The 17,576-nt window shown below is 70.6% G+C and carries 20 protein-coding genes and 1 tRNA gene; 12 read left to right on the top strand and 9 right to left on the bottom strand.

Annotation, left to right across the window (positions count from 1 at the left end; all coding sequences use genetic code 11):
- Positions 1-743 precede the first annotated feature (743 nt).
- A tRNA-Pro gene (locus CFK38_RS11215) sits at positions 744-817 on the bottom strand.
- Between the two features lie 210 nt (positions 818-1,027).
- Between CFK38_RS11215 and CFK38_RS11210 the strand changes: the two genes are divergently transcribed.
- The 6 genes from CFK38_RS11210 to CFK38_RS11185 all read left to right on the top strand — a co-directional run bounded on the left by CFK38_RS11210 (position 1,028) and on the right by CFK38_RS11185 (position 5,034).
- Positions 1,028-1,975 carry a DUF881 domain-containing protein gene (locus tag CFK38_RS11210; RefSeq protein WP_096803142.1) on the top strand — a complete coding sequence of 316 codons (948 nt, stop codon included), beginning with the start codon at positions 1,028-1,030 and terminating at the stop codon, positions 1,973-1,975.
- The gene (locus CFK38_RS11205; RefSeq protein WP_096803141.1) at positions 1,972-2,304 is read left to right on the top strand and encodes a small basic family protein; all 333 of its coding nucleotides are present in this window, start codon (positions 1,972-1,974) and stop codon (positions 2,302-2,304) included. The genes CFK38_RS11210 and CFK38_RS11205 overlap by 4 nt, the downstream gene beginning before the upstream one ends.
- The gene (locus tag CFK38_RS11200) at positions 2,301-3,053 is read left to right on the top strand and encodes a DUF881 domain-containing protein (protein WP_096803140.1); all 753 of its coding nucleotides are present in this window, start codon (positions 2,301-2,303) and stop codon (positions 3,051-3,053) included. The genes CFK38_RS11205 and CFK38_RS11200 overlap by 4 nt, the downstream gene beginning before the upstream one ends.
- A gap of 126 nt (positions 3,054-3,179) precedes the next feature.
- Positions 3,180-3,623, top strand: a complete 444-nt coding sequence (locus CFK38_RS11195) for an FHA domain-containing protein (protein ID WP_096803139.1) — start codon at positions 3,180-3,182, stop codon at positions 3,621-3,623.
- A 4-nt stretch (positions 3,624-3,627) separates the two neighbouring features.
- The gene (gene ftsR / locus CFK38_RS11190) at positions 3,628-4,320 is read left to right on the top strand and encodes a transcriptional regulator FtsR (protein WP_096803138.1); all 693 of its coding nucleotides are present in this window, start codon (positions 3,628-3,630) and stop codon (positions 4,318-4,320) included.
- Between the two features lie 129 nt (positions 4,321-4,449).
- Entirely contained in the window at positions 4,450-5,034 is a 585-nt protein-coding gene (locus CFK38_RS11185) for a MerR family transcriptional regulator (protein ID WP_096803137.1), read from the top strand.
- A gap of 73 nt (positions 5,035-5,107) precedes the next feature.
- Here the strand turns inward: CFK38_RS11185 and CFK38_RS11180 are convergent, their stop codons facing one another.
- Positions 5,108-5,899, bottom strand: coding sequence for a ParA family protein (locus CFK38_RS11180; RefSeq protein WP_096803136.1), 792 nt, complete (start codon positions 5,897-5,899; stop codon positions 5,108-5,110).
- A gap of 95 nt (positions 5,900-5,994) precedes the next feature.
- Here CFK38_RS11180 and CFK38_RS11175 point away from each other — a divergent pair, with 95 nt between their 5' ends.
- Entirely contained in the window at positions 5,995-7,014 is a 1,020-nt protein-coding gene (locus tag CFK38_RS11175; protein ID WP_096803135.1) for a methyltransferase, read from the top strand.
- Positions 7,015-7,046: 32 nt separating this feature from the next.
- Here CFK38_RS11175 and CFK38_RS11170 read toward each other — a convergent pair whose 3' ends face one another.
- Positions 7,047-7,682, bottom strand: a complete 636-nt coding sequence (locus tag CFK38_RS11170; RefSeq protein ID WP_096803134.1) for a TIGR03085 family metal-binding protein — start codon at positions 7,680-7,682, stop codon at positions 7,047-7,049.
- A gap of 152 nt (positions 7,683-7,834) precedes the next feature.
- On the opposite strand from CFK38_RS11170, the gene CFK38_RS11165 reads away from it, so the two are divergent.
- Positions 7,835-8,632, top strand: coding sequence for a transglutaminase-like domain-containing protein (locus tag CFK38_RS11165; protein ID WP_245851013.1), 798 nt, complete (start codon positions 7,835-7,837; stop codon positions 8,630-8,632).
- A gap of 16 nt (positions 8,633-8,648) precedes the next feature.
- On the opposite strand, the gene CFK38_RS11160 is transcribed toward CFK38_RS11165, so the two are convergent.
- Positions 8,649-9,644 carry a PAC2 family protein gene (locus CFK38_RS11160; protein ID WP_245851011.1) on the bottom strand — a complete coding sequence of 332 codons (996 nt, stop codon included), beginning with the start codon at positions 9,642-9,644 and terminating at the stop codon, positions 8,649-8,651.
- A 92-nt stretch (positions 9,645-9,736) separates the two neighbouring features.
- Positions 9,737-10,540 (bottom strand): TSUP family transporter, encoded by an 804-nt coding sequence (locus CFK38_RS11155; RefSeq protein ID WP_096803132.1) that lies wholly within the window; start codon positions 10,538-10,540, stop codon positions 9,737-9,739.
- 66 nt (positions 10,541-10,606) lie between these two features.
- On the opposite strand from CFK38_RS11155, the gene CFK38_RS11150 reads away from it, so the two are divergent.
- The 4 genes from CFK38_RS11150 (at position 10,607) to CFK38_RS11135 (ending at position 13,249) form a co-directional block, all read left to right on the top strand.
- Entirely contained in the window at positions 10,607-11,227 is a 621-nt protein-coding gene (locus CFK38_RS11150; protein WP_096804328.1) for an HAD-IA family hydrolase, read from the top strand.
- Between the two features lie 43 nt (positions 11,228-11,270).
- On the top strand, positions 11,271-11,840 hold the full coding sequence (locus CFK38_RS11145; RefSeq protein WP_096803131.1) for a maltokinase N-terminal cap-like domain-containing protein: 570 nt from the start codon (positions 11,271-11,273) through the stop codon (positions 11,838-11,840).
- A 115-nt stretch (positions 11,841-11,955) separates the two neighbouring features.
- Positions 11,956-12,657, top strand: a complete 702-nt coding sequence (locus tag CFK38_RS11140) for a 4a-hydroxytetrahydrobiopterin dehydratase (protein WP_096803130.1) — start codon at positions 11,956-11,958, stop codon at positions 12,655-12,657.
- Complete coding sequence (locus CFK38_RS11135; RefSeq protein WP_096803129.1) at positions 12,650-13,249, top strand: GNAT family N-acetyltransferase; 600 nt, start codon at positions 12,650-12,652, stop codon at positions 13,247-13,249. The genes CFK38_RS11140 and CFK38_RS11135 overlap by 8 nt, the downstream gene beginning before the upstream one ends.
- A 529-nt stretch (positions 13,250-13,778) precedes the next feature.
- Here CFK38_RS11135 and CFK38_RS11130 read toward each other — a convergent pair.
- From CFK38_RS11130 to CFK38_RS11115, 4 genes are all read right to left on the bottom strand, one after another.
- Positions 13,779-14,282, bottom strand: a complete 504-nt coding sequence (locus CFK38_RS11130; protein WP_096803128.1) for a putative immunity protein — start codon at positions 14,280-14,282, stop codon at positions 13,779-13,781.
- Positions 14,279-15,670 carry a multidrug effflux MFS transporter gene (locus CFK38_RS11125; protein ID WP_157773457.1) on the bottom strand — a complete coding sequence of 464 codons (1,392 nt, stop codon included), beginning with the start codon at positions 15,668-15,670 and terminating at the stop codon, positions 14,279-14,281. The genes CFK38_RS11130 and CFK38_RS11125 overlap by 4 nt, the downstream gene beginning before the upstream one ends.
- Positions 15,671-15,776: 106 nt before the next feature.
- Complete coding sequence (locus CFK38_RS11120; protein ID WP_096804326.1) at positions 15,777-16,544, bottom strand: queuosine precursor transporter; 768 nt, start codon at positions 16,542-16,544, stop codon at positions 15,777-15,779.
- 77 nt (positions 16,545-16,621) lie between these two features.
- Positions 16,622-17,422 carry a GH25 family lysozyme gene (locus tag CFK38_RS11115; RefSeq protein ID WP_096803127.1) on the bottom strand — a complete coding sequence of 267 codons (801 nt, stop codon included), beginning with the start codon at positions 17,420-17,422 and terminating at the stop codon, positions 16,622-16,624.
- Positions 17,423-17,576 lie beyond the last annotated feature (154 nt).

Below are 17,576 nucleotides of genomic sequence, written 5' to 3'. Positions count from 1 at the left end.
ACACCGGTGACGCGTGGAGCACACCATGCGTCCAGGACGCCGTCCACAGCATGCACCGGTTATCGAGCAATGCTCTCAGCGAGCTGGCTCGCGCCGTCCAATGTCTGATAATCGCCATTATCGGACGTTGAGTTCACGTGTCATACGAAATTCATCAACAGAGGGCCGGACACCTCTTCAGCAATCAGCTGGTGGAGCCTGACGCATAGAACTTGAGCACTCCGCAGATGGTGCCCGCACGGCCAAATATGCGTTTCGGTGCAGCGGGATGGCTTCCCACCGCGACCTGGGTCCAGCTCGCCCTGGCGGGTAGCCGCGGTGCAGGGGCACTTCGAGGCGTACGTGGGAGGTGACCCAGTGGATTAACCGTGAGGGCGCAACGCTATCGATGCCCCGGCAGCCGAGAGTGGCCGCGCCGACACTGCCGTAGTTCTTCCCCACGTGGGAGCTCCGACGGGAAGGGCAGCCTTGCGACGGGCGAGACAGCTTGCCTGGTCTTGAGTCGCGGCGAAGAGAGAACATGGGGGAGACTCTGGCCCTGGCCACCAGTCGGCCCCGTTCTGTGCTCGCCCCGCGTGCTCCTGGTCCGGGTGCGGCACTCGAAGGTCGATCGCCGTCGTGATGGTGACCCCGAGGCTCGTGCGGTCTCCAGCCGGCGCGACTCTAGCGGTCACTCTAGCGGTCACATCGCCGCCAAAAAAGACAACGCCCTGGCGAGAAACTTGTTCTCACCAGGGCATTTGTCGGGCTGACAGGATTTGAACCTGCGACCCCCTGACCCCCAGTCAGGTGCGCTACCAAGCTGCGCCACAGCCCGCAATACTGCGGAGCCCTCCGTGACCGGAGGACCGAGGAATACAGTACCCCGACTACGTCCCGCAGGGCGAATCCGAGCGTGCGTGACCTGCGGCACCCCTGGCGCGGACGCCCGCCGCTCGAGTACCCGGCAGGTGTGCGGAATCGGCGCACAGGGCTCGGCCCCGCGGGTCTGACGGATCCGTGCAGGCCTCGCTCCTACACTGCAGGCATGCGTGACCCCGAGCACGAGACTCCTCACGGCGAGACCCCGTACTCGCCGACCTCGCTGCTGCGCGCCCTGACCGCGAACCCGTACAGCGTGGCCCCGCTGCGTCCGCAGGAGCATCCGGCCGCCGAGGCCGCTCCGCCGGACAACCGGTACACCCGCACCATCACCCTGCTGCTGGCCCTGGTGCTCGGCTTCGCGGTCGCCGTCTCCGTGCTGGATCTGCGCCACGAGGCCGCCGCGGAGGACAGCCCGCGCGCCCTGCTCGAGGCGGAGGTGCGCCAGACCCGCACCGAGGCAGAGGTGCTCGAGGACCGCCGCGCGGAGCTCGAGGAAGAGATCGCGGGCGCCCAGGCGGCAGTGCTGGAAGTGGGCGATACGGGGGCGGCGGAACGGCTGGGGGCCTTCGAGGCGGCCGGCACCGGAGTGTCCCTGGCCGGGCCCGGCATCGTGCTCGAGATCGACGATTCCGCCCCGCTGCCCGCGAGCCCGGGCGTCAGCACCGGCACGGTCAACCGGGTCACCGATGGGGACCTGCAGCTCTCTGTCAACGGGCTGTGGGCCGCCGGCGCCGAGGCGATCGCCGTGAACGGGCAGCGGATCGGCCCCACCACGGCGATCCGCACCGCCGGCTCCGCGGTGCTGGTCGACTTCCATCCCCTGTCCCCGCCCTACCGGATCACCGCGCTCGGTGACCCCCAGCAGCTGCGCACGGGGTTCGAGGACTCGGCGGCGGGGGAGCACCTGAAGGAGATCTCCTCCCGCTACGGCATCCGCAGGTCCTGGGAGGAGGCGGAGGATCTCGCCGTCCCGGCCCGGTCCATCGGCACCCTGCGGGAGGCCGCGGTCATCGACGAGGGCGGGGAGGCCGCCTCCGAGACCGTGCCGACCGCGCCGCAGCCCGCGCCATCGACCGCCGCCACGCGCGGCAGCGAGGAGGATTCCCCGTGATCGCCATCATCGGACTGGTGCTGGGCATCGTGCTGGGCGTGGTCGTCCAGCCGGATGTGCCCGTCCTGCTCCAGCCCTACCTGCCCATCGCCGTGGTCGCAGCGCTGGACACCCTCGCCGGCGGTCTGCGGGCCAGCCTCGACGGCGCGTTCGACTCCCATGTCTTCATCACCTCGTTCCTGTTCAACGTGCTGATCGCGGCTTTCCTCGTCTTCCTCGGCGATCAGCTCGGGGTGGGCTCGCAGCTCTCCACCGCGGTCATCGTGGTGCTCGGGATCCGCATCTTCTCCAACGCCGCCGCGATCCGGCGCCTCCTGTTCCGGTCATGAGCGACGGCACCCGCACGGCCTCGTCCACGCGCCAGCAGAGGCTGGTCTGGCAGCGCCTGGGCGACACCCTGCGCCCGCAGGCCTCCCTCGCCCAGGCGATCGTGGGGCTGCTGTGCCTGCTGCTGGGCCTGTCGATCGCCGCTCAGGTGCGCGAGAGCGAAGACTCCCTCGAGGGCGCCAGTCAGCAGGAGCTGGTGCGGCTGCTGGACGAGTCCGGTCGGCACACCTCCGATCTCGAGGTCGAGAACGCTGAGCTGGAGCGCACGCTGGAGACGCTGCGCTCCGGCCAGGAGGACGATGTCGCCGCCCAGAACGCCGCCGAGGATCGTCTGGCGGACCTCGAGATCCTCGCCGGGACCGTGCCGGCCCATGGCCGCGGGATCGTCCTGTCGATCGCCGACCCGGAGCAGGGCGTACGCGCCTCGACCCTGCTGGGCGTGGTCCAGGAGCTGCGCAATGCCGGGGCGGAGGTCATCCAGATCGGCGACGTGCGGGTGGTCGCCTCGACCGCCATCACCACCGGCGCCGACGGGCGACTGCGAGTGGACGGGACCGTGATCGACGCCCCCTATGTGGTGCGGGCGATCGGCGACCCCTCGGTGATGGAGCCCGCGCTGCAGATCCCCGGAGGTGCCGCGGACTCGGTCGCCGGGGACGGCGGGAGCCTCGCCGCGAACGCGGACGACGACGTGCGGATCGAGGCCACGGTGGAGCTCAGCGCGCCGGAGCATTCACGAGTGGTCAAATGATCGTCAATTCTTGTCCCCACGTGGCCCGGAAGTTCCCGCCGGGCGGCCCCGGCATGCGAAGATGAGGGTGCCGAATCCTCTGCGCTCATCGCACAGGATCCGCAGCAGGCCAGGAAGGGGTGCGCGGTGTCAGGGAACACCGAGTGGAACGACGAGAATCTCGACCACACGTCGAAGTTGAGCGCGATCTCGCCCAACGACCCCGTGGACGATGCCGAGCCCGGTCTCTCGTCCCAGGATCGACGGGCGATCGACAACCTGCCTCCGCGCAGTGCGCTGCTCATCGTGCGGAAGGGCCCGAATCTCGGTGCCCGGTTCCTGCTGGACTCCGAGACCACCGTCGCGGGGCGTCACCCCAAGAGCGAGATCTTCCTCGACGACGTGACGGTCTCGCGCAAGCACGCCGCCTTCATGCGTGACGGGGACGGCTTCCTGGTGCGGGACCTGGGATCGCTCAACGGCACCTATGTCGGCAAGGACCGGGTGGACGAGGCCCGGCTGCAGTCCGGGCAGGATGTGCAGATCGGGAAGTACCGGTTGACCTACTACGGCTTCGACGGGACGGACTGACCCGATGCCGGCCTCTGCCTCGCGCAGGCCGAGCTCGTCCGCGGCCTCCCGGCTCAGCATCGGTCAGGTGCTCGAGATCCTGCGCGACGAGTTCCCGGAGCTCGCGCACTCCAAGCTGCACTACCTCGAGTCCGAGGGGCTCATCACGCCCGAGCGCACTCCGGCCGGCTATCGCAAGTACTGCCGGGAGGACGTGGATCGGCTCCGGTTCGTGCTCCGCGCCCAGCGTGACCGCTTCTGGCCGCTGAAGGTGATCAAGGAGCATCTGCTCGAGCACGGCGTCGACTCCGAGGTCACCTCGATCGCCTCCCGCCCCGGCCCCACCTCGACCCTGCAGGCGGTCCGTCTGGACCGGCGCGGCCTGGCCCGCGAGGCCGGTGTCGAGGAGGAGTTCCTCGTCGAGCTGGAGCAGTTCGGGATGCTGGCCGAGGGGCCGCTCTTCTACGGCGCCACCGAGCTGGAGATCGTCACCTCCGCACGGGATCTCGCCGACGAAGGGCTGCACCCCCGGCACCTGGTGATGCTCCGCACCGCTGCCGAGCGGGAAGCGCACATGATCCGTTCCGTGGCGCGCCCGCGCTCGCGCTCGGGCGATTCCGCGGCGCGCGGTGAGGCCGAGGATTTCGCCCGTGACCTGGGCGAATCGATGATCACCCTGCACGGTGCAGTGCTGAGGACCAAGCTCCGGGAGGGCTGAGGCCCACCGGGCCGTCACCCGTCCGTGACCTTCGGGCGGCGCGTTGCTGTCGGCCGACGGCGTCTTCGCGCTACCCTGGGCAGGTGCTCTCATCCTTCCCCCTCGGAGAGCCGGAACCCGGAGGTAGCCGTGAACGCCACGCCAGGCGATGATCGCACTGAACAGACCACTGTCCCCGCCGAGCCCGCCCAGGGCGTGCTCTTCGACGACGTGGTGGACACCCCCGGGGAGCTCGGCTACCGAGGACCGGCCGCCTGCAAGGCCGCCGGGATCACCTACCGCCAGCTGGACTACTGGGCCCGCACCGGCCTGGTCGAGCCCGGGGTCCGGGCCGCCCACGGCTCCGGCAGCCAGCGCCTCTACGGCTTCCGCGACATCCTGGTGCTGAAGGTCGTCAAGCGCCTGCTCGACACCGGGGTCTCCCTCCAGCAGATCCGTGTGGCCGTCAGCGCCCTGCGCGAGCGCGGCATCGACGACCTCGCCGGCATCACCCTGATGAGCGACGGCGCCTCGGTGTACGAGTGCACCTCCGCCGAGGACGTCTTCGACCTGGTCCAGGGGGGCCAGGGCGTGTTCGGCATCGCTGTGGGACGGGTCTGGCGCGAGGTCGAGAACGACCTGCTGAGCCTGCCGGGCGTCAATCCGGCCGATGACGCCGCCCTCGCCCTGCAGGACGAGCTGGCGGCCCGCCGTCGCTCCCGCCAGGCGGGCTGAGCGCCGCCCACCACCGCACGACAGAACGGCGAGCCCCGGGAAGGGGCTCGCCGTTCTGTCATGCGGGGCCGGCTCAGGAGTTCTGGCGGGAGTCCATGACGGTGCGCAGCAGGGCATCGAAGTCCTCGGTGAGCCGCTTGCCGGAGGCTCCCTCGTACTTGTGCAGCGGCACGGCGCCGCCCTGCGCCTGCTGCAGTCCCACCCGCTCCTCGATGATGGGCTCGAGCACCGCGTCACCGAACAGCTCTCGCAGCTCCGCCAGGCGGTACTGGTGCTCGACCGATCGCGGTCGGTAGCGGTTCACCGCCAGGCCCAGGGGCTGCAGGCGCGGTGCGATGCCGTCCTCATGCATCTCGGCGGCGAGCTTCAGCGCACGATCCGCCGCTGTGACGGCGAAGAATCCCGGCTCGGCGACGACCAGTGCACGGTCCGAGGCGGCGAGTGCCATCTGGGTGAGGCCGTTGAGCGAGGGCGGGCAGTCGATGAGCACCAGGTCGTACTGGTGGGTGCGCTTCTCCAGCGACTGGTGGAGGCGCCGCACATCCTTCGGACTCTGGGTGGGGGAGTCCATGATCGCGGAGCGGCTCGATCCCGGGATGATGTCCAGGTGCGAGGCGGCATCGGCGGCCCACGGGGTCGGGATGATGGCCCGGTCGATCGTCTCGGTGCGGGGGGAGCTGATCACCTCCGCGATGTCCAGGCTGCTGGCCGGTTCGCCGAGCAGTCCGAGGGTGGAGTCGCCCTGGGGATCGAAATCGATCACGAGCGTGTTCACCCCCTGGTGGAGGGCCGCGGACGCCAGGCCGAGGGTCACGGACGTCTTGCCGACGCCGCCCTTGAGGGAACACACACTCACGATGAACACGTCCGCCAGTCTACCGACTCGAGACTGCACACCGGCACTGCGACGGGCGGTAGCCTGCGTGAATCGTCCGGAATCAGGCTGACAGGGGAGAGCGGATGTCGCAGATCACGCACGATCTGGTGCTCGAGGTGCTCGACGGCTGCGGGGCGAGCGCGCTGCAGGAGGCGCGGGAGCTCGGTGCGGTCCGTCAGATCGGGCCCACTGAGCTGGCCCTGCGCACCGAGGACCTCGACGCGGTGCGCTCGCTGCGCCGCGTGGTCGCGGCCTCGACGAGCCTCACCGTTCGTGCCCGGCGGCCCCGGGAGCTGCTCGAGACCTCTGTCCAGCAGCGCCTCGCGGAGCTGCTCGAGGAGATCCGTCGCCAGCGTCCCCGCCAGACGTTCCATGCTCTGCGGCTCGAGGCCGCCGGCGCCGGCACCCCGGACATGCGCCGGCTCGCGAGCTCGCTGGCCGAGCTGGCGGAGCTGCCGGTGGACGGGGAGGGTGACCTGGTGGTGCGGGTGCGCAAGGGGGCGACCCCCGTGACCTGGCAGGTGCTGCTGCGCACCACTCCGCGGCCGCTGGCGACCCGCGCCTGGCGCACCGTGAACTACCCCGGAGCGGTCAACGCGACCATCGCCGCCACCGTGCTGGATCTCCTGGACGTGGGTGCGGAGGATTCGCTGCTGGACATGACCTGCGGCTCCGGCACCTTCCTGGTGGAGCAGCTGCACGTCGCGGCCCCGGCCCGTGCGGTGGGGGTGGACCTGGACCCGGCCGCGATCGACGCCGCCCGGGCCCATCAGCGGGCGGCACGTCGCAAGGGTCGTATCGACTGGATCCAGGGGGACGTGCGCACGGCGGTGCTCGAGCCCGGCTTCAGCCGGTTGGTGACGAATCCGCCCTGGGGCACCCTGCACGGCGAGCACGAGACCAACGAGGAGCTGCTGGCCGAGCTGCTCGCCCGGGCCACCGAGCTGGCCGCACCGGTGGCTCGACTCGGCGTGCTCACCCACGAGATCACCCGCATGCAGCGGGTCCTGGAGACCGCTCCGGCCGGTTGGCGACCGGTCCGCGAGCACCGCTTCTTCCAGAAGGGGCATCATCCGCGGCTGTTCCTGCTCGAGCGCGGCTGAGCGTCACCGATCGCCGGGCCGGCCCTGCCGCGTCACAGTCCTCGTCGGCCCTCCTGCAGCGCCTGCAGCGCGGCCTGGTCACCGTGGATCCTGACCCCGGCGACCTCATCGCGGCCGCTCACCCACAGCAGCAGCTCGAGCGGGTCCCCGTGGACGCGCAGGCTCCCCACCGCACGGCGGGAGCGCAGCCGCCGGCCGCCCAGCGGCGAGACCAGTGTGACCTCTGCGCGGACCGACATCGCCAGCGGCGCCATCAGGCCGACGGCCCGCCAGGCATCCGCCGCCGTCTCGGCGGGGAGCCGGCGCGGCGTCCAGCCGGGCTGCGCACGGCGGAGGTCCTCGTGATGGATCAGCAGCTCGCCCTGGCCGCTCAGCGCGTCGATCCGGCCGACGGGGGAGAGGCGTCCCGGACCGTCGCGGAAGGCTCCCACCCGGCGTTCCCAGGGCTGCTGCCGCTCGGCGGCGCGGGCGGCCGCGGCGCGCCGTCCGAGCGGGCCGGGCAGTCTCGCCCCGACCACCAGGTGCGGGGCGCGTTCACGCCCCAGCAGATGCTCGAGCAGCTCCGCCGCGTCCCAGCCCGGCAGGATGGTCGGCGCCGCGGGGCCGAGGATGAGGAACGTCCGGGCGAAGGCCTCGCGCTCGTCATGCTGGAGGGCATCGGTGTGCATCGACTTCTCAGTTCTGGTTGCTGACGGCGGTGACGTCGGGCGGGCCGTCCGGTCGTCGGTGACGTCTGGGTCATCACCCTATGTCCGCCCTCACCTCGCGGCAATCTCTCCGTCACCCGGCGGCGGTGGGGTTGATGCGGGACACTGGAGGGGTGGAACGACATGCGCACGCGTGGATGAGGGCCGAAGTGGCCGCCGGGACCGACGTCGCCCTGCTGGTGGCGGCCTCCTCGGCACCGCTGATCGAGGAATCGTTGTCAGTGAGGGCGGACGGGGTCGAGCATCCGGTCTCGGAGGCCCGGGACCGCTTCGGCAGTCGTCTGCACCTGGTGCAGGGCCTGCCCGAGGGGACCGTCGAGATCACCTACGAGGCCCGCGGCGCGGGCCCCGCGGCGGTGCCCACGGTCCAGGAGGCGGATGGGGTGCTGCATCTGCGCCCCTCGCGCTACTGCGAGGTCGACGAGTTCGAGAAGATCGCCGCCGAGGTGATCTCCGGGCGCGAGGGGACCGACGCGCTCGATGCCGTGGTCGACTGGGTGCACGATCATCTGGACTACGTGCCGGGATCGAGCTCGATCACCGATTCCGCGCGGTCCACCTATGTCTCGCGCCAGGGGGTGTGCCGGGACTACGCCCATCTCACCGCGACGCTCCTGCGCGCCGGGGGATTCCCGGCGCGCTGCTCCTCGGTGTACGCCCCGGGCCTGAGCCCGATGGACTTCCACCTGGTGGTCGAGGCGCTGATCGAGGGGGAGTGGCTGGCGGTCGATGCGACCCATCTGGCGCCGCGCGCCTCGATGATGCGGATCGCGACCGGTCAGGACGCGGCCGACACCGCCTTCATGACCACCCTTGCCGGCAACGTCACCCTCACCGGCATCCAGGTCACCGCCGTGGTGGATCCGGCTCTGCCGCCCGAGGTGCACCGCGAGCGGATCGCACTGCGCTGAGGACGTGCCCCGGATGTCAGTCGCTGGTCGGGGCGCGACCGTCGGGGCCCGGACCGTCGTCGCAGTCGCCGTCCGGAGCGCCGGGCTCAGGAGGCTCGGCGTCCGGGCCGCCGGTGCCCTTGTCCCGGTCCTCCTGCTCGAAGCTCGCGAGGTACTGCTCGACCTCGGCCCCGATCGCCTCGGCGGTGGGGACCTCCGCGCCCGCGCCCGAGGTGATCATCCGGTCGAAGCGGGCCTCGAGGCCGCTGACCATCTCCTGCAGCGCCGGCTGCGCATCGATCTGGGCGGCGACCGCCTCGCGCACCGGTCCGGCCTGGGACTCCAGCGACTCGATCGGCAGCTGCGGTCCATGCTCCTCGGTGATCGCGCCGAGCAGCGCGAGCGCGGCGTCGGGATAGGTCATCTCGTGCAGGTACTGGGGGACGTGCACCGTCAGCCCCACCACCTCGTGACCCCTCTCGGCCAGCCGCATCGTCAGCAGCGCGGTGAACGGGGCGCGCAGCCGGAACGAGCCCGGCATCGTGCGGCGCACGCTGATCGAGTCGGGATCCCCGGCGAACCGCGTCACCGGCAGCTCGCGCGTGTGGGGGACCGGTGCCGGGAATCCCTGCAGCAGCAGGGTCCGCTCGATGCCGAGCTGTTCGACCACGATCTGCAGAGCGCTGGCCACCCGCTCCCACTGGAACGACGGCTCCGGCCCGGTGAGCAGGAAGAACGTCTCACCGTCGGCCGCGGAGACCTCGTGCAGCAGGATCTCCGGCTTCTCATAGTCGGCGAAATGGTCCAGCTGGAGGGTCACCTCCGGGCGACGCCCGGCGTAGTCGTAGACCTGGTCCATGTCCAGACGGCCGATGACACGGCTGGACAGCGAGTTCAGCAGCTGGTCGTCGATCAGCTGCTGGGCATCGCCCGCGTCGCTGTACGCGCCGAGGGTGACGAGCAGGGTCCGCCCGTGCAGGGAGCGCGAGTCGACGTGGCGCTCGTAGCTGAACAGGGTCGTCGGATCCATCATGACCTCCAGGGCGACGGGCCGCAGTGCGCGGCGAACGGTGACTCCCAGTGCAACGAGGCCGCAGGGAGCCCTATTCCCGTCCTGGCGCCGTATCAGGTGAGCAGCGTCACCGTGTCGATCGTCAGGCGCAGCGCGAGCACCCCGGTCACCACCAGGAACACCCCGCGGACGAATCCCGAGCCGAGTCTCAGTGCGAGGCGCGCCCCCAGATAGCCGCCGAGCACGTTCGCGAGGGCCATCACCGCTCCCAGGATCCACCACACCTCGCCCTGCGTCCCGAAGACCAGCAGCGCACCGACGTTGGTGGTGAGGTTCGCGAGCTTCGCATGCACGCTCGCCTCGAGGAAGCCGTACCCCAGCAGGGCGACCATCGCGATGATGAAGAAGCTGCCGGTGCCGGGGCCGAGGATGCCGTCGTACACGCCGATGACGCCGCCGATCCCGCCGGAGCGCAGCAGATGCGCACGGCCGCTGTGGCGGGGCGCGTGCTCCAGTCCCATCGAGGGGCGCAGCAGCGTGTACGCGCCGACGGCCAGCAGGGCGAGCAGCACGATGGGGGAGAGCCACGGCTTGGGGATGAAGCCCGCCAGTCCCGCCCCGACCGCGCTGCCGAGCAGCGCGCAGACCAACAGCGGCACCACCGTGGCGGCGACCGGCACGATCCGGCGGACGTACGTCCAGGAGGACACCGCTGTCCCCGCGGCGGCGGCGAGCTTGTTCGTGCCCAGCACCGCACCGGTGGAGGCATCCTCCGGCAGGGCGGTCAGCAGGGCTGGCAGCTGGATCAGGCCCCCGCCGCCCACCACCGCATCCACCCAGCCGGCGAGGAAGGCGGCCCCGATCAGGAGCAGGATGGTCAGCACGGAGAGCTCCAGGAGCTGATCGATCGGGGGCACGGGCCCAGTCAACACCGGCCTCGACAGCTGTGACCAATCCACGACCCAGCTGTCAGAATGGCGGGCATGCAGGCACTGATCTGGGACCTCGGCGGCACCTTGGCGGACACCTATCCGGATGTGGACCGGGCCCTGGCCTCCGCCATCGACCCCCGTCCCGGCAGCGAGCTGCTGGGCGAGGTGGCGCGGCTGACCCGCGTCTCCAGCTCCCACGCGATCAGCACGCTGGCCGGGCGGCACCACGTCTCCGAGCACCGCCTGCGCACCGCCTACGAGGCCACGAAGCAGCACTGGCAGGAGCATCCACCGCCGGTGACGGAGGGTGCCCGCGCACTGCTGGCCGCGGTGCGGGAGCGCGGCGGGATGAACCTGGTGTCCACCCACCGTGACCGCGAGAGCGCCCAGGCGCTGATCGCGGCGCTGGACCTCCCGATCGATGACCTGGTCTGCGCGCCCGACGGGTACCCCCGCAAGCCGGACCCGGCCATGGTGCTCGCCCTGTTGGAGCGCCACGAGCTGCCACCCGAGGGCTGTCTCGCCGTCGGCGACCGCCCCGCTGACGTCGCTGCCGCTGCGGCGGCCGACGTGCGCGGCGTGCTGCTGGAGACGCCGGGGGTCCCGCTCGAGGCCGGCGGGGCCGCCCGGGTCGGTGCGCTCCGTGAGGTTCTCGACCTGCTGGACGGCTGAGGCCCGGAGCCGGGAGCCGGGAGCCGGGGACTACCGTGGGGGCATGGCGATCATCTACCAGGCCGAGCTCCGGCCGTCCAAGCCCGAGATCCTGCGCGACTTCCTGTCCGGCCGCTCCTGGGGCGAGAGCGGCGAGATCGAGCTGCTCGGCGCGTACCGCTTCGACGATCCCGACGGCGAGGTCGGGGTGGAGTGCCACCTGGTGCGGGTGGGGGAGACCACCTACCACCTGCCGCTCGCCTACCGCCCCGCACCGGTCGCGGGCGCCGAGGAGCACCTGCTGACCACGATGCAGCACTCGGTGCTGGGGGAGCGCTACGTCTACGACGGTCTCGGCGACGAGCTGGTGCTGGACTGCTTCCGCCGGGCGATCTGCGGAGAGCAGGATCAAGCCGAGCTGCGGATCGTCACCGATGAGGGCGAACCGATCGAGACCCGGGACCAGACGGTCACCCTGAGCCTCGAGGTCGACGAGGGCGAGACGCTGCCCACCGGGGACGAGCTGCTGGACGGCGCGCCGTTCACCATCGCGCGCACCCTCGGCGATCTCGACGGCACCGTCCGGCTGCGGGCCACCTGGTCCGACGGCGAGGGCGTCGTCGCCGCATTCTGAGCTCCGCCGGCGTGAGGCGGAGCGGCGACGTCACGCGGAGAAGCCCGCGGCAGGGGAGGATCCCACGGGTCCGGAGATCTGGTGCCGCCGTCTCCTCACCCCTAGGGTCGAGGTCATGGAGATGCTCGGAGGAACTCAGATCGCCGCAGCCCGGCTGACGCAATGGTGCCAGCTCGCCCAGGGCCTGCACGCCCGCTACCAGATCGATGACTTCGCCGCAGGTGGGCGCTTCCTCGTCGACATCGGCGAGGCGGGAGCCGAACTCGGTCACCAGCCGATCGTGTCGATGGATGCGCGGCACGTGGACCTGAAACTGGTCAGCGACGACGCGATCTTTCGGGACGGGGAGACCGAACACGTCGCCCAGTGGGTCACGCAGAAGGATCTGGACCTGGCGGCCAGGATCACCGAGATCGCCGCCCGTCACGAACTGTCTGCCGACGTCGCCGCGGTCAGCCACGTCGAGCTGGGCCTGGACAACTCGCAGTCCGCGACCATCGCACCGGTGTGGGCGGCGCTGCTGACGGGGGATCCTGACGCCCAGGGACGTGGCACGCCGAGCGACGAGGTGCGGGACGCGACGGGACGGGTCCCGAATCTCTGGTTCGGCGACGTCCCGCAGGCCGACGGCCAGCGGTTCCATCTCGAGGTGTACGTGACCCCGGAGGTGGCGACCGAGCGGATCGCCGCCGCGGTGGCCGCCGGCGGGACCGTCGTCGATGACAGCCAGGCACCGTCGCTCGTGGTGCTCGCCGACCAGGATGGCAACAGGGGAGTCGTCTGCGCCCCGGCACCGATGGCGAGCACCGATGACTGACACGCCCGCGCCGCCGTCATTTCGCATCGAGGCGCTCGATAGCGACACCTGGCCCGCCTTCGAGGCCCTGGTGCAGCGGCACAACGGCATCTTCGGCGGCTGCTGGTGCCTGTACTTCCATCCCGACTGCGAAGAGCAGGGCCAGAGCTTCGAGGGCAACCGCCTCCTGAAGAAGGCCCACGTCGAGCAGGGCACGGCGCACGCGGCGCTGGTCATGGACGGCGAGGAGGCCATCGCCTGGGCCGAGTACGGCACCCCGGAGGAGCTGCCGACCATCCATCACCGCAAGCAGTACGACGCCACCAGCACGACGGCGCCGGACTATCGGATCACCTGTGTCTTCGTCGACAAGCGCCACCGGCGCCAGGGAGTCACCGAGCTGGCGATCACCGGCGCGCTGGAGCACATCGCGGCAGCCGGCGGCGGGACGGTCGAGAGCTATCCGCACGACCTGACGCATCAGACGAAGAAGATGTCCTCGTCCTTCCTCTACAACGGCACCCGCCGGTTGTACGAGCGGCTCGGCTTCACCTACGACCGCCCCAAGGGTCTGAAGAACTGCGTCATGATCACGACGGTGGAGTCCGTGTGAGGTGGATCGGGCAGGGGCAGTGCCCGCACGAGGGGAGCCCATTCCAGGCGCCCCCTCACCTTGACTTTACATAACGTACATTATCGGCGGTCTATCGAGAGGGTCGGGCGGGCGGCATTCCGCGCTCAAGCCCTCCCGTGTCCACCTCCGCATCGACACCGACTCCATGTCAGCACTGCTGGACGACATTGCCGGTAGGCCCTGCATGTGGCGCCGAGCCCCGCACCGAGAGCCGCTCATGCGCTCTGGCGGCACCCAGCGGCCAATCTCGGCATCGATCTCGACACTGCGTCGTGTCGCTAATATTTCCATGACGGTGAAAAAGCATTGTATGAACCGCGACCCAGCACCCCGTAGGCCGACTCCCTCGCCACACCTCTCCACTGCAGGCCGTTGACCTGCACATTCACTGCATCACTGCAGGTCAAAGCGCTGTGTCTGCTGCTCGTCGAGCACCAGCGCCACGCCGAGCGGGACCTCGCAGTGCTCGCCGGGGACGAGGGCTGAAGCGGCCCCGACGATCACCACGTCACAGCGAGAACACGTTCCAGCAGATCGTGTCGCGACTGACCTGGTCCTCGAGCACCAGGTCACGGATCTGCTCCGGCAGCTGCCCGCGCTGCCACTCCCGCTCCGTCCTCAGCGCGGGATCACCGTGAGCACTGCGCACGGCCTTCAGCGCGTACGCGGCCGCCCCCAGATCGTGTTCGGCGACATGGCCCACGCAGGCCGCCTGGCCCGCCGAACAGGCGGCGAACCGGGCCGCCCCGCGCAGAGGCCGGGCGGCACCCATCGCGTGCCCTCCGAGCGCCCGGGCCCGCATCATCGGCATCTCGCCGGCGGCCCAGGCACGCGCCGCGGAGATCGCCTGCTGCGGCCGTGCATCGTCGCACCGCTCGGTCTCGAACAGCTCCAGCACGTGCTCGGCGCAGTCGGCCGCCCAGAGTGCCAGCAGCTGATGATGCTCGTCGCGCAGGCTCCCGCCGCGGCGGATCGTCACCATCCGCGGATCGCGCACCTCGGGCAGGATCATGCTGCTCCGGCATGCGGGTTCGCGGTGCTGCTCCCCCGGCCGGCCAGCACGAAGAAGGTCGCCGAGATCAGGCAGCCCACGACCATCGCGATCGCCATCGGCAGCGAGGAGTGGGTGCCAGCGATGCCCACCAGCGGCGCGGCGAGCGAGGCCGAGAACGAGAAGCCCAGCCCCAGCATCGCTGAGCCGGTGCCCGCGAACTCCCTCGCCTGGCTCGAGGCGAGCGCCCCGCCGTTGCCGAAGATCATGCCCTGGGGTGCGACGGTGAAGAAGAACGCCGGCAGCACGATCCACGCCGGGGTGTCCAGGAACAGGCTCCCGATCAGCAGCGCGAAGCTCGCCAGCGACACCACGATCAGCCCCACCCGGATGAGCTTGCGCGGATGGATGGTGCGGGTCAGCCGCGCCGAGAGCAGCGACATCGTCATCATCCCCAGCGAGTTGATCGCGAAGCTCACCGAATACTCCGTCGAGGTGAAGCCGAGCATCTCCTGGACCACGAAGGAGGAGGCCGAGACGTACGCCATCAGCGCGAACGCCGAGAAGGCATTGACCAGCATGTACGCGACGAAGATGCGTCGGCGCAGCAGCGAGCGCACGTTCCGCAGGAAGGTGCGGAAGCCGCCGGAGTGCCGACGGGAGACCGGCAGCGACTCCGGGATCAGCAGGAGCACCCCGAGCAGCGAGATCAGCGACATCGCGGCGATCACCAGGAAGATCTCGCGCCACTGGCCGAACACCAGGATGATGCCGCCCAGCAGCGGGGCGACGATCGGGGCGACGCCGCCCACGCCCTGCATGATGTTCATGATCCGGAACAGCTCCGGGCCGTCGGTCATGTCGATCAGCACCGCTCGGCCCAGCACCATCCCGAAGCCGCCGCCGATCCCCTGCAGCACGCGCAGCACCAGCAGGATCTCCACGCTCGGCGCGAGGGCGCAGCCGATCGAGGCCAGCAGGCACAGGACGATACCGATCAGCAGCGGTGCGCGGCGCCCCATCCGGTCCGAGAGCGGGCCGGCGACCACCTGACCGCTCGCGGTGCCGAGGAAGAACGCGGTGATGGTCAGCTGCATCCGCGAGGCGCTGGTCGACAGCTCGCCCGCGACCTCGGGGAAGGCCGGGATGTACATGTCGGTGGCCAGCGGGCCGATCGCGCTGAGGGTGGTGAGCACGAGGATCACCATCGCGGTCACCTTGCCGCGGGTGCGGCTGAGCTCCTGCTCCTCGGGCAGGTGGGCGAACTCGTGATCCGCCGGGTCCTCGAGCACGGGGATCGCGCCGGTGATGGTGGGGATCGCGCCGGTGATGGTGGGGAGGGAGCCGGTGGAGGCGGTCGGCTCCTGGCGAGAGTCCTCGCGCGGGGTGTCGTCGGCGGCGGAGGCCACGGGGGTCCTTTCGAGGCGGGCAGACGTCGAGCCGGGGGATCACAGGGATCCCGCCCGGCTCGATCGGCACATCCTATGCAGGCGTCGGAGGCGGGTGCACGCCGGGTCAGGCGGCGGACTGCCGGGCTGCCGCGAGCCGCTCCTGGTAGGTGGGGTCGGTGCGCTTCAGCCAGCGGATCACGGCGGAGGTCACCGGGATCATCGCGTACTGGACGATCACCTTGTAGACGAAGCCGAGGATCGTGTATTCGGCCCACTGCTCGAGGGTGGTGATGCCGATCGCGACCGAGGCGATCGAGCAGAAGATGATGGTGTCCACCAGCTCGCCGAGTCCGGAGGAGGTGAACAGCCGCGCGATCAGGCCCCGCTCCCCCATCCGGCGCTTCATGCGGGTCACCACGAAGGAGTTCAGGCTCTGGCCGGCCAGGAAGCCCGCGAGTCCGGCGAGGACGATGATCCAGACCGGCCCCAGCGCGAGCTCGAGGGCCTCCTGCTTGGCCTGGCCGTACTCGCCCGGGAACGGGGGCAGGGCGATGATCACCTGGTAGCTGACCGAGGCCAGGATGCTCACGGCGAAGGAGGTGAGGATCGCGCGGCGGGCGCTGCGAGCCCCGTAGAGCTCGGTGATGATGTCGCCCAGCACGTACGCGAGGGGGAAGAGGAAGAAGCCGCCGTCGGTGAGGATGTCGAAGCCGGTGCCCGGGATGGTCCCGAAGCTGACGCCCTTGGCGGCGCCGATCCCCGAGAGCACGACCACGGTGACCATGGCGGCGAGGAGGATGTCGAAGTGAGAGCTGCCCCGGTCGGCGTAGACGGCGCCGGCCGGGCGTCCAGAGTGCTGGCGGGCGGGTGGAGTGTTCTGTTCTGTGATCACCGGGGAAGGGTACACAGCACGGCGGGCCGCGACCATGGGGTCACGGCCCGCTCGCGTGCACGACACGCTGCGAGAGCTCAGATTCCTGCGGCGCCGTAGTCGTATTCGCCGACGAAGCGCGCGAACTGCTCCTCGCCGCCGAACCAGAGGTTGGAGTCGCCGGCGAACGGGCCGGAGGTCGAGTACTGCCACATCTCCCAGCCCCACCAGCGCCCCGGCAGGGTCGTGGGGCGGTCCTCACGGTAGGCGGCGAGGAACAGCGGGGAGTTCACCGGGGTCCAGTCCCCCACCACATCGTTCCACCAGTGCAGGTTCGTGTAGAGGGCGGGTCGGCGCCCGGTCTGCTCGCGGTAGCGATCGGAGAAGCCCATGATCCACTCGCGCATCTCCTGGCGGGAGAGCCCGTAGTCGCGCGGGAGCCCGGAGTAGCCCTCGAGGTCGAGCATGCCCGGCAGCGTGACGCCGTCCTCGGACCAGCCGCCGCCGTTGTTGAGGAAGAAGTCCACCTGCTCCTCGGGTCCACCGGAGTCGGGGCGGGCGAAGTGGTAGCCGCCGCGCACGAGCCCCGCGTTCCCGGCCCCGAGGTACTGATGGTCGAAGGCAGGACTGCGGTACGAACGGCCCTCGGTGGCCTTGACGTAGGCGAAGCGGGAGCCGAGGGCGGCCTGAGCGGCCCAGTCGACCTCCCCCTGCCAGCCGGAGACGTCCTGCCCAAAGATGCCGGCGGCCTGAGCGGCCGGGGCGACGAGGGTCGCGGTGCCCGTGCCGAGAGCGGCCGCGCCGAGCGCGCCGCCTCGCAGCAGGGAACGACGGGAGGGGCCGACCAGCTCGGGTGCGGCAGGAGGAGGGGTGAGATGGCGGGGTCGGTATGACGACATGGCGTCTCCTGGGGGAAGCAGGGAAGCAGGAACGGATCGTGCGACGGTCGTCACACCGTGCAGACGCTACGTGCTCCCCTCCCCGAGGAGGCTGCGATCCACCCGATCCCGGCGTGTCGCGGCGAAACGGACGGATCGGGAGGTGAGTGGCGCG

Origin of the sequence: Brachybacterium vulturis (assembly GCF_002407185.1) — a bacterium.
GTDB classification, from domain to species: Bacteria; Actinomycetota; Actinomycetes; order Actinomycetales; family Dermabacteraceae; genus Brachybacterium; species Brachybacterium vulturis.
This window is presented reverse-complemented; position numbering and strand designations above follow the sequence as displayed.

Coding starts and splice junctions, on each gene's coding strand:
- CFK38_RS11210 (WP_096803142.1), top strand. CDS start 1,028: ATGCGTGACCCCGAGCACGAGACTCCTCACGGCGAGACCCCGTACTCG.
- CFK38_RS11200 (WP_096803140.1), top strand. CDS start 2,301: ATGAGCGACGGCACCCGCACGGCCTCGTCCACGCGCCAGCAGAGGCTG.
- ftsR (WP_096803138.1), top strand. CDS start 3,628: ATGCCGGCCTCTGCCTCGCGCAGGCCGAGCTCGTCCGCGGCCTCCCGG.
- CFK38_RS11175 (WP_096803135.1), top strand. CDS start 5,995: ATGTCGCAGATCACGCACGATCTGGTGCTCGAGGTGCTCGACGGCTGC.
- CFK38_RS11170 (WP_096803134.1), bottom strand. CDS start 7,682: ATGCACACCGATGCCCTCCAGCATGACGAGCGCGAGGCCTTCGCCCGG.
- CFK38_RS11160 (WP_245851011.1), bottom strand. CDS start 9,644: ATGATGGATCCGACGACCCTGTTCAGCTACGAGCGCCACGTCGACTCG.
- CFK38_RS11150 (WP_096804328.1), top strand. CDS start 10,607: ATGCAGGCACTGATCTGGGACCTCGGCGGCACCTTGGCGGACACCTAT.
- CFK38_RS11145 (WP_096803131.1), top strand. CDS start 11,271: ATGGCGATCATCTACCAGGCCGAGCTCCGGCCGTCCAAGCCCGAGATC.
- CFK38_RS11140 (WP_096803130.1), top strand. CDS start 11,956: ATGGAGATGCTCGGAGGAACTCAGATCGCCGCAGCCCGGCTGACGCAA.
- CFK38_RS11135 (WP_096803129.1), top strand. CDS start 12,650: ATGACTGACACGCCCGCGCCGCCGTCATTTCGCATCGAGGCGCTCGAT.
- CFK38_RS11130 (WP_096803128.1), bottom strand. CDS start 14,282: ATGATCCTGCCCGAGGTGCGCGATCCGCGGATGGTGACGATCCGCCGC.
- CFK38_RS11115 (WP_096803127.1), bottom strand. CDS start 17,422: ATGTCGTCATACCGACCCCGCCATCTCACCCCTCCTCCTGCCGCACCC.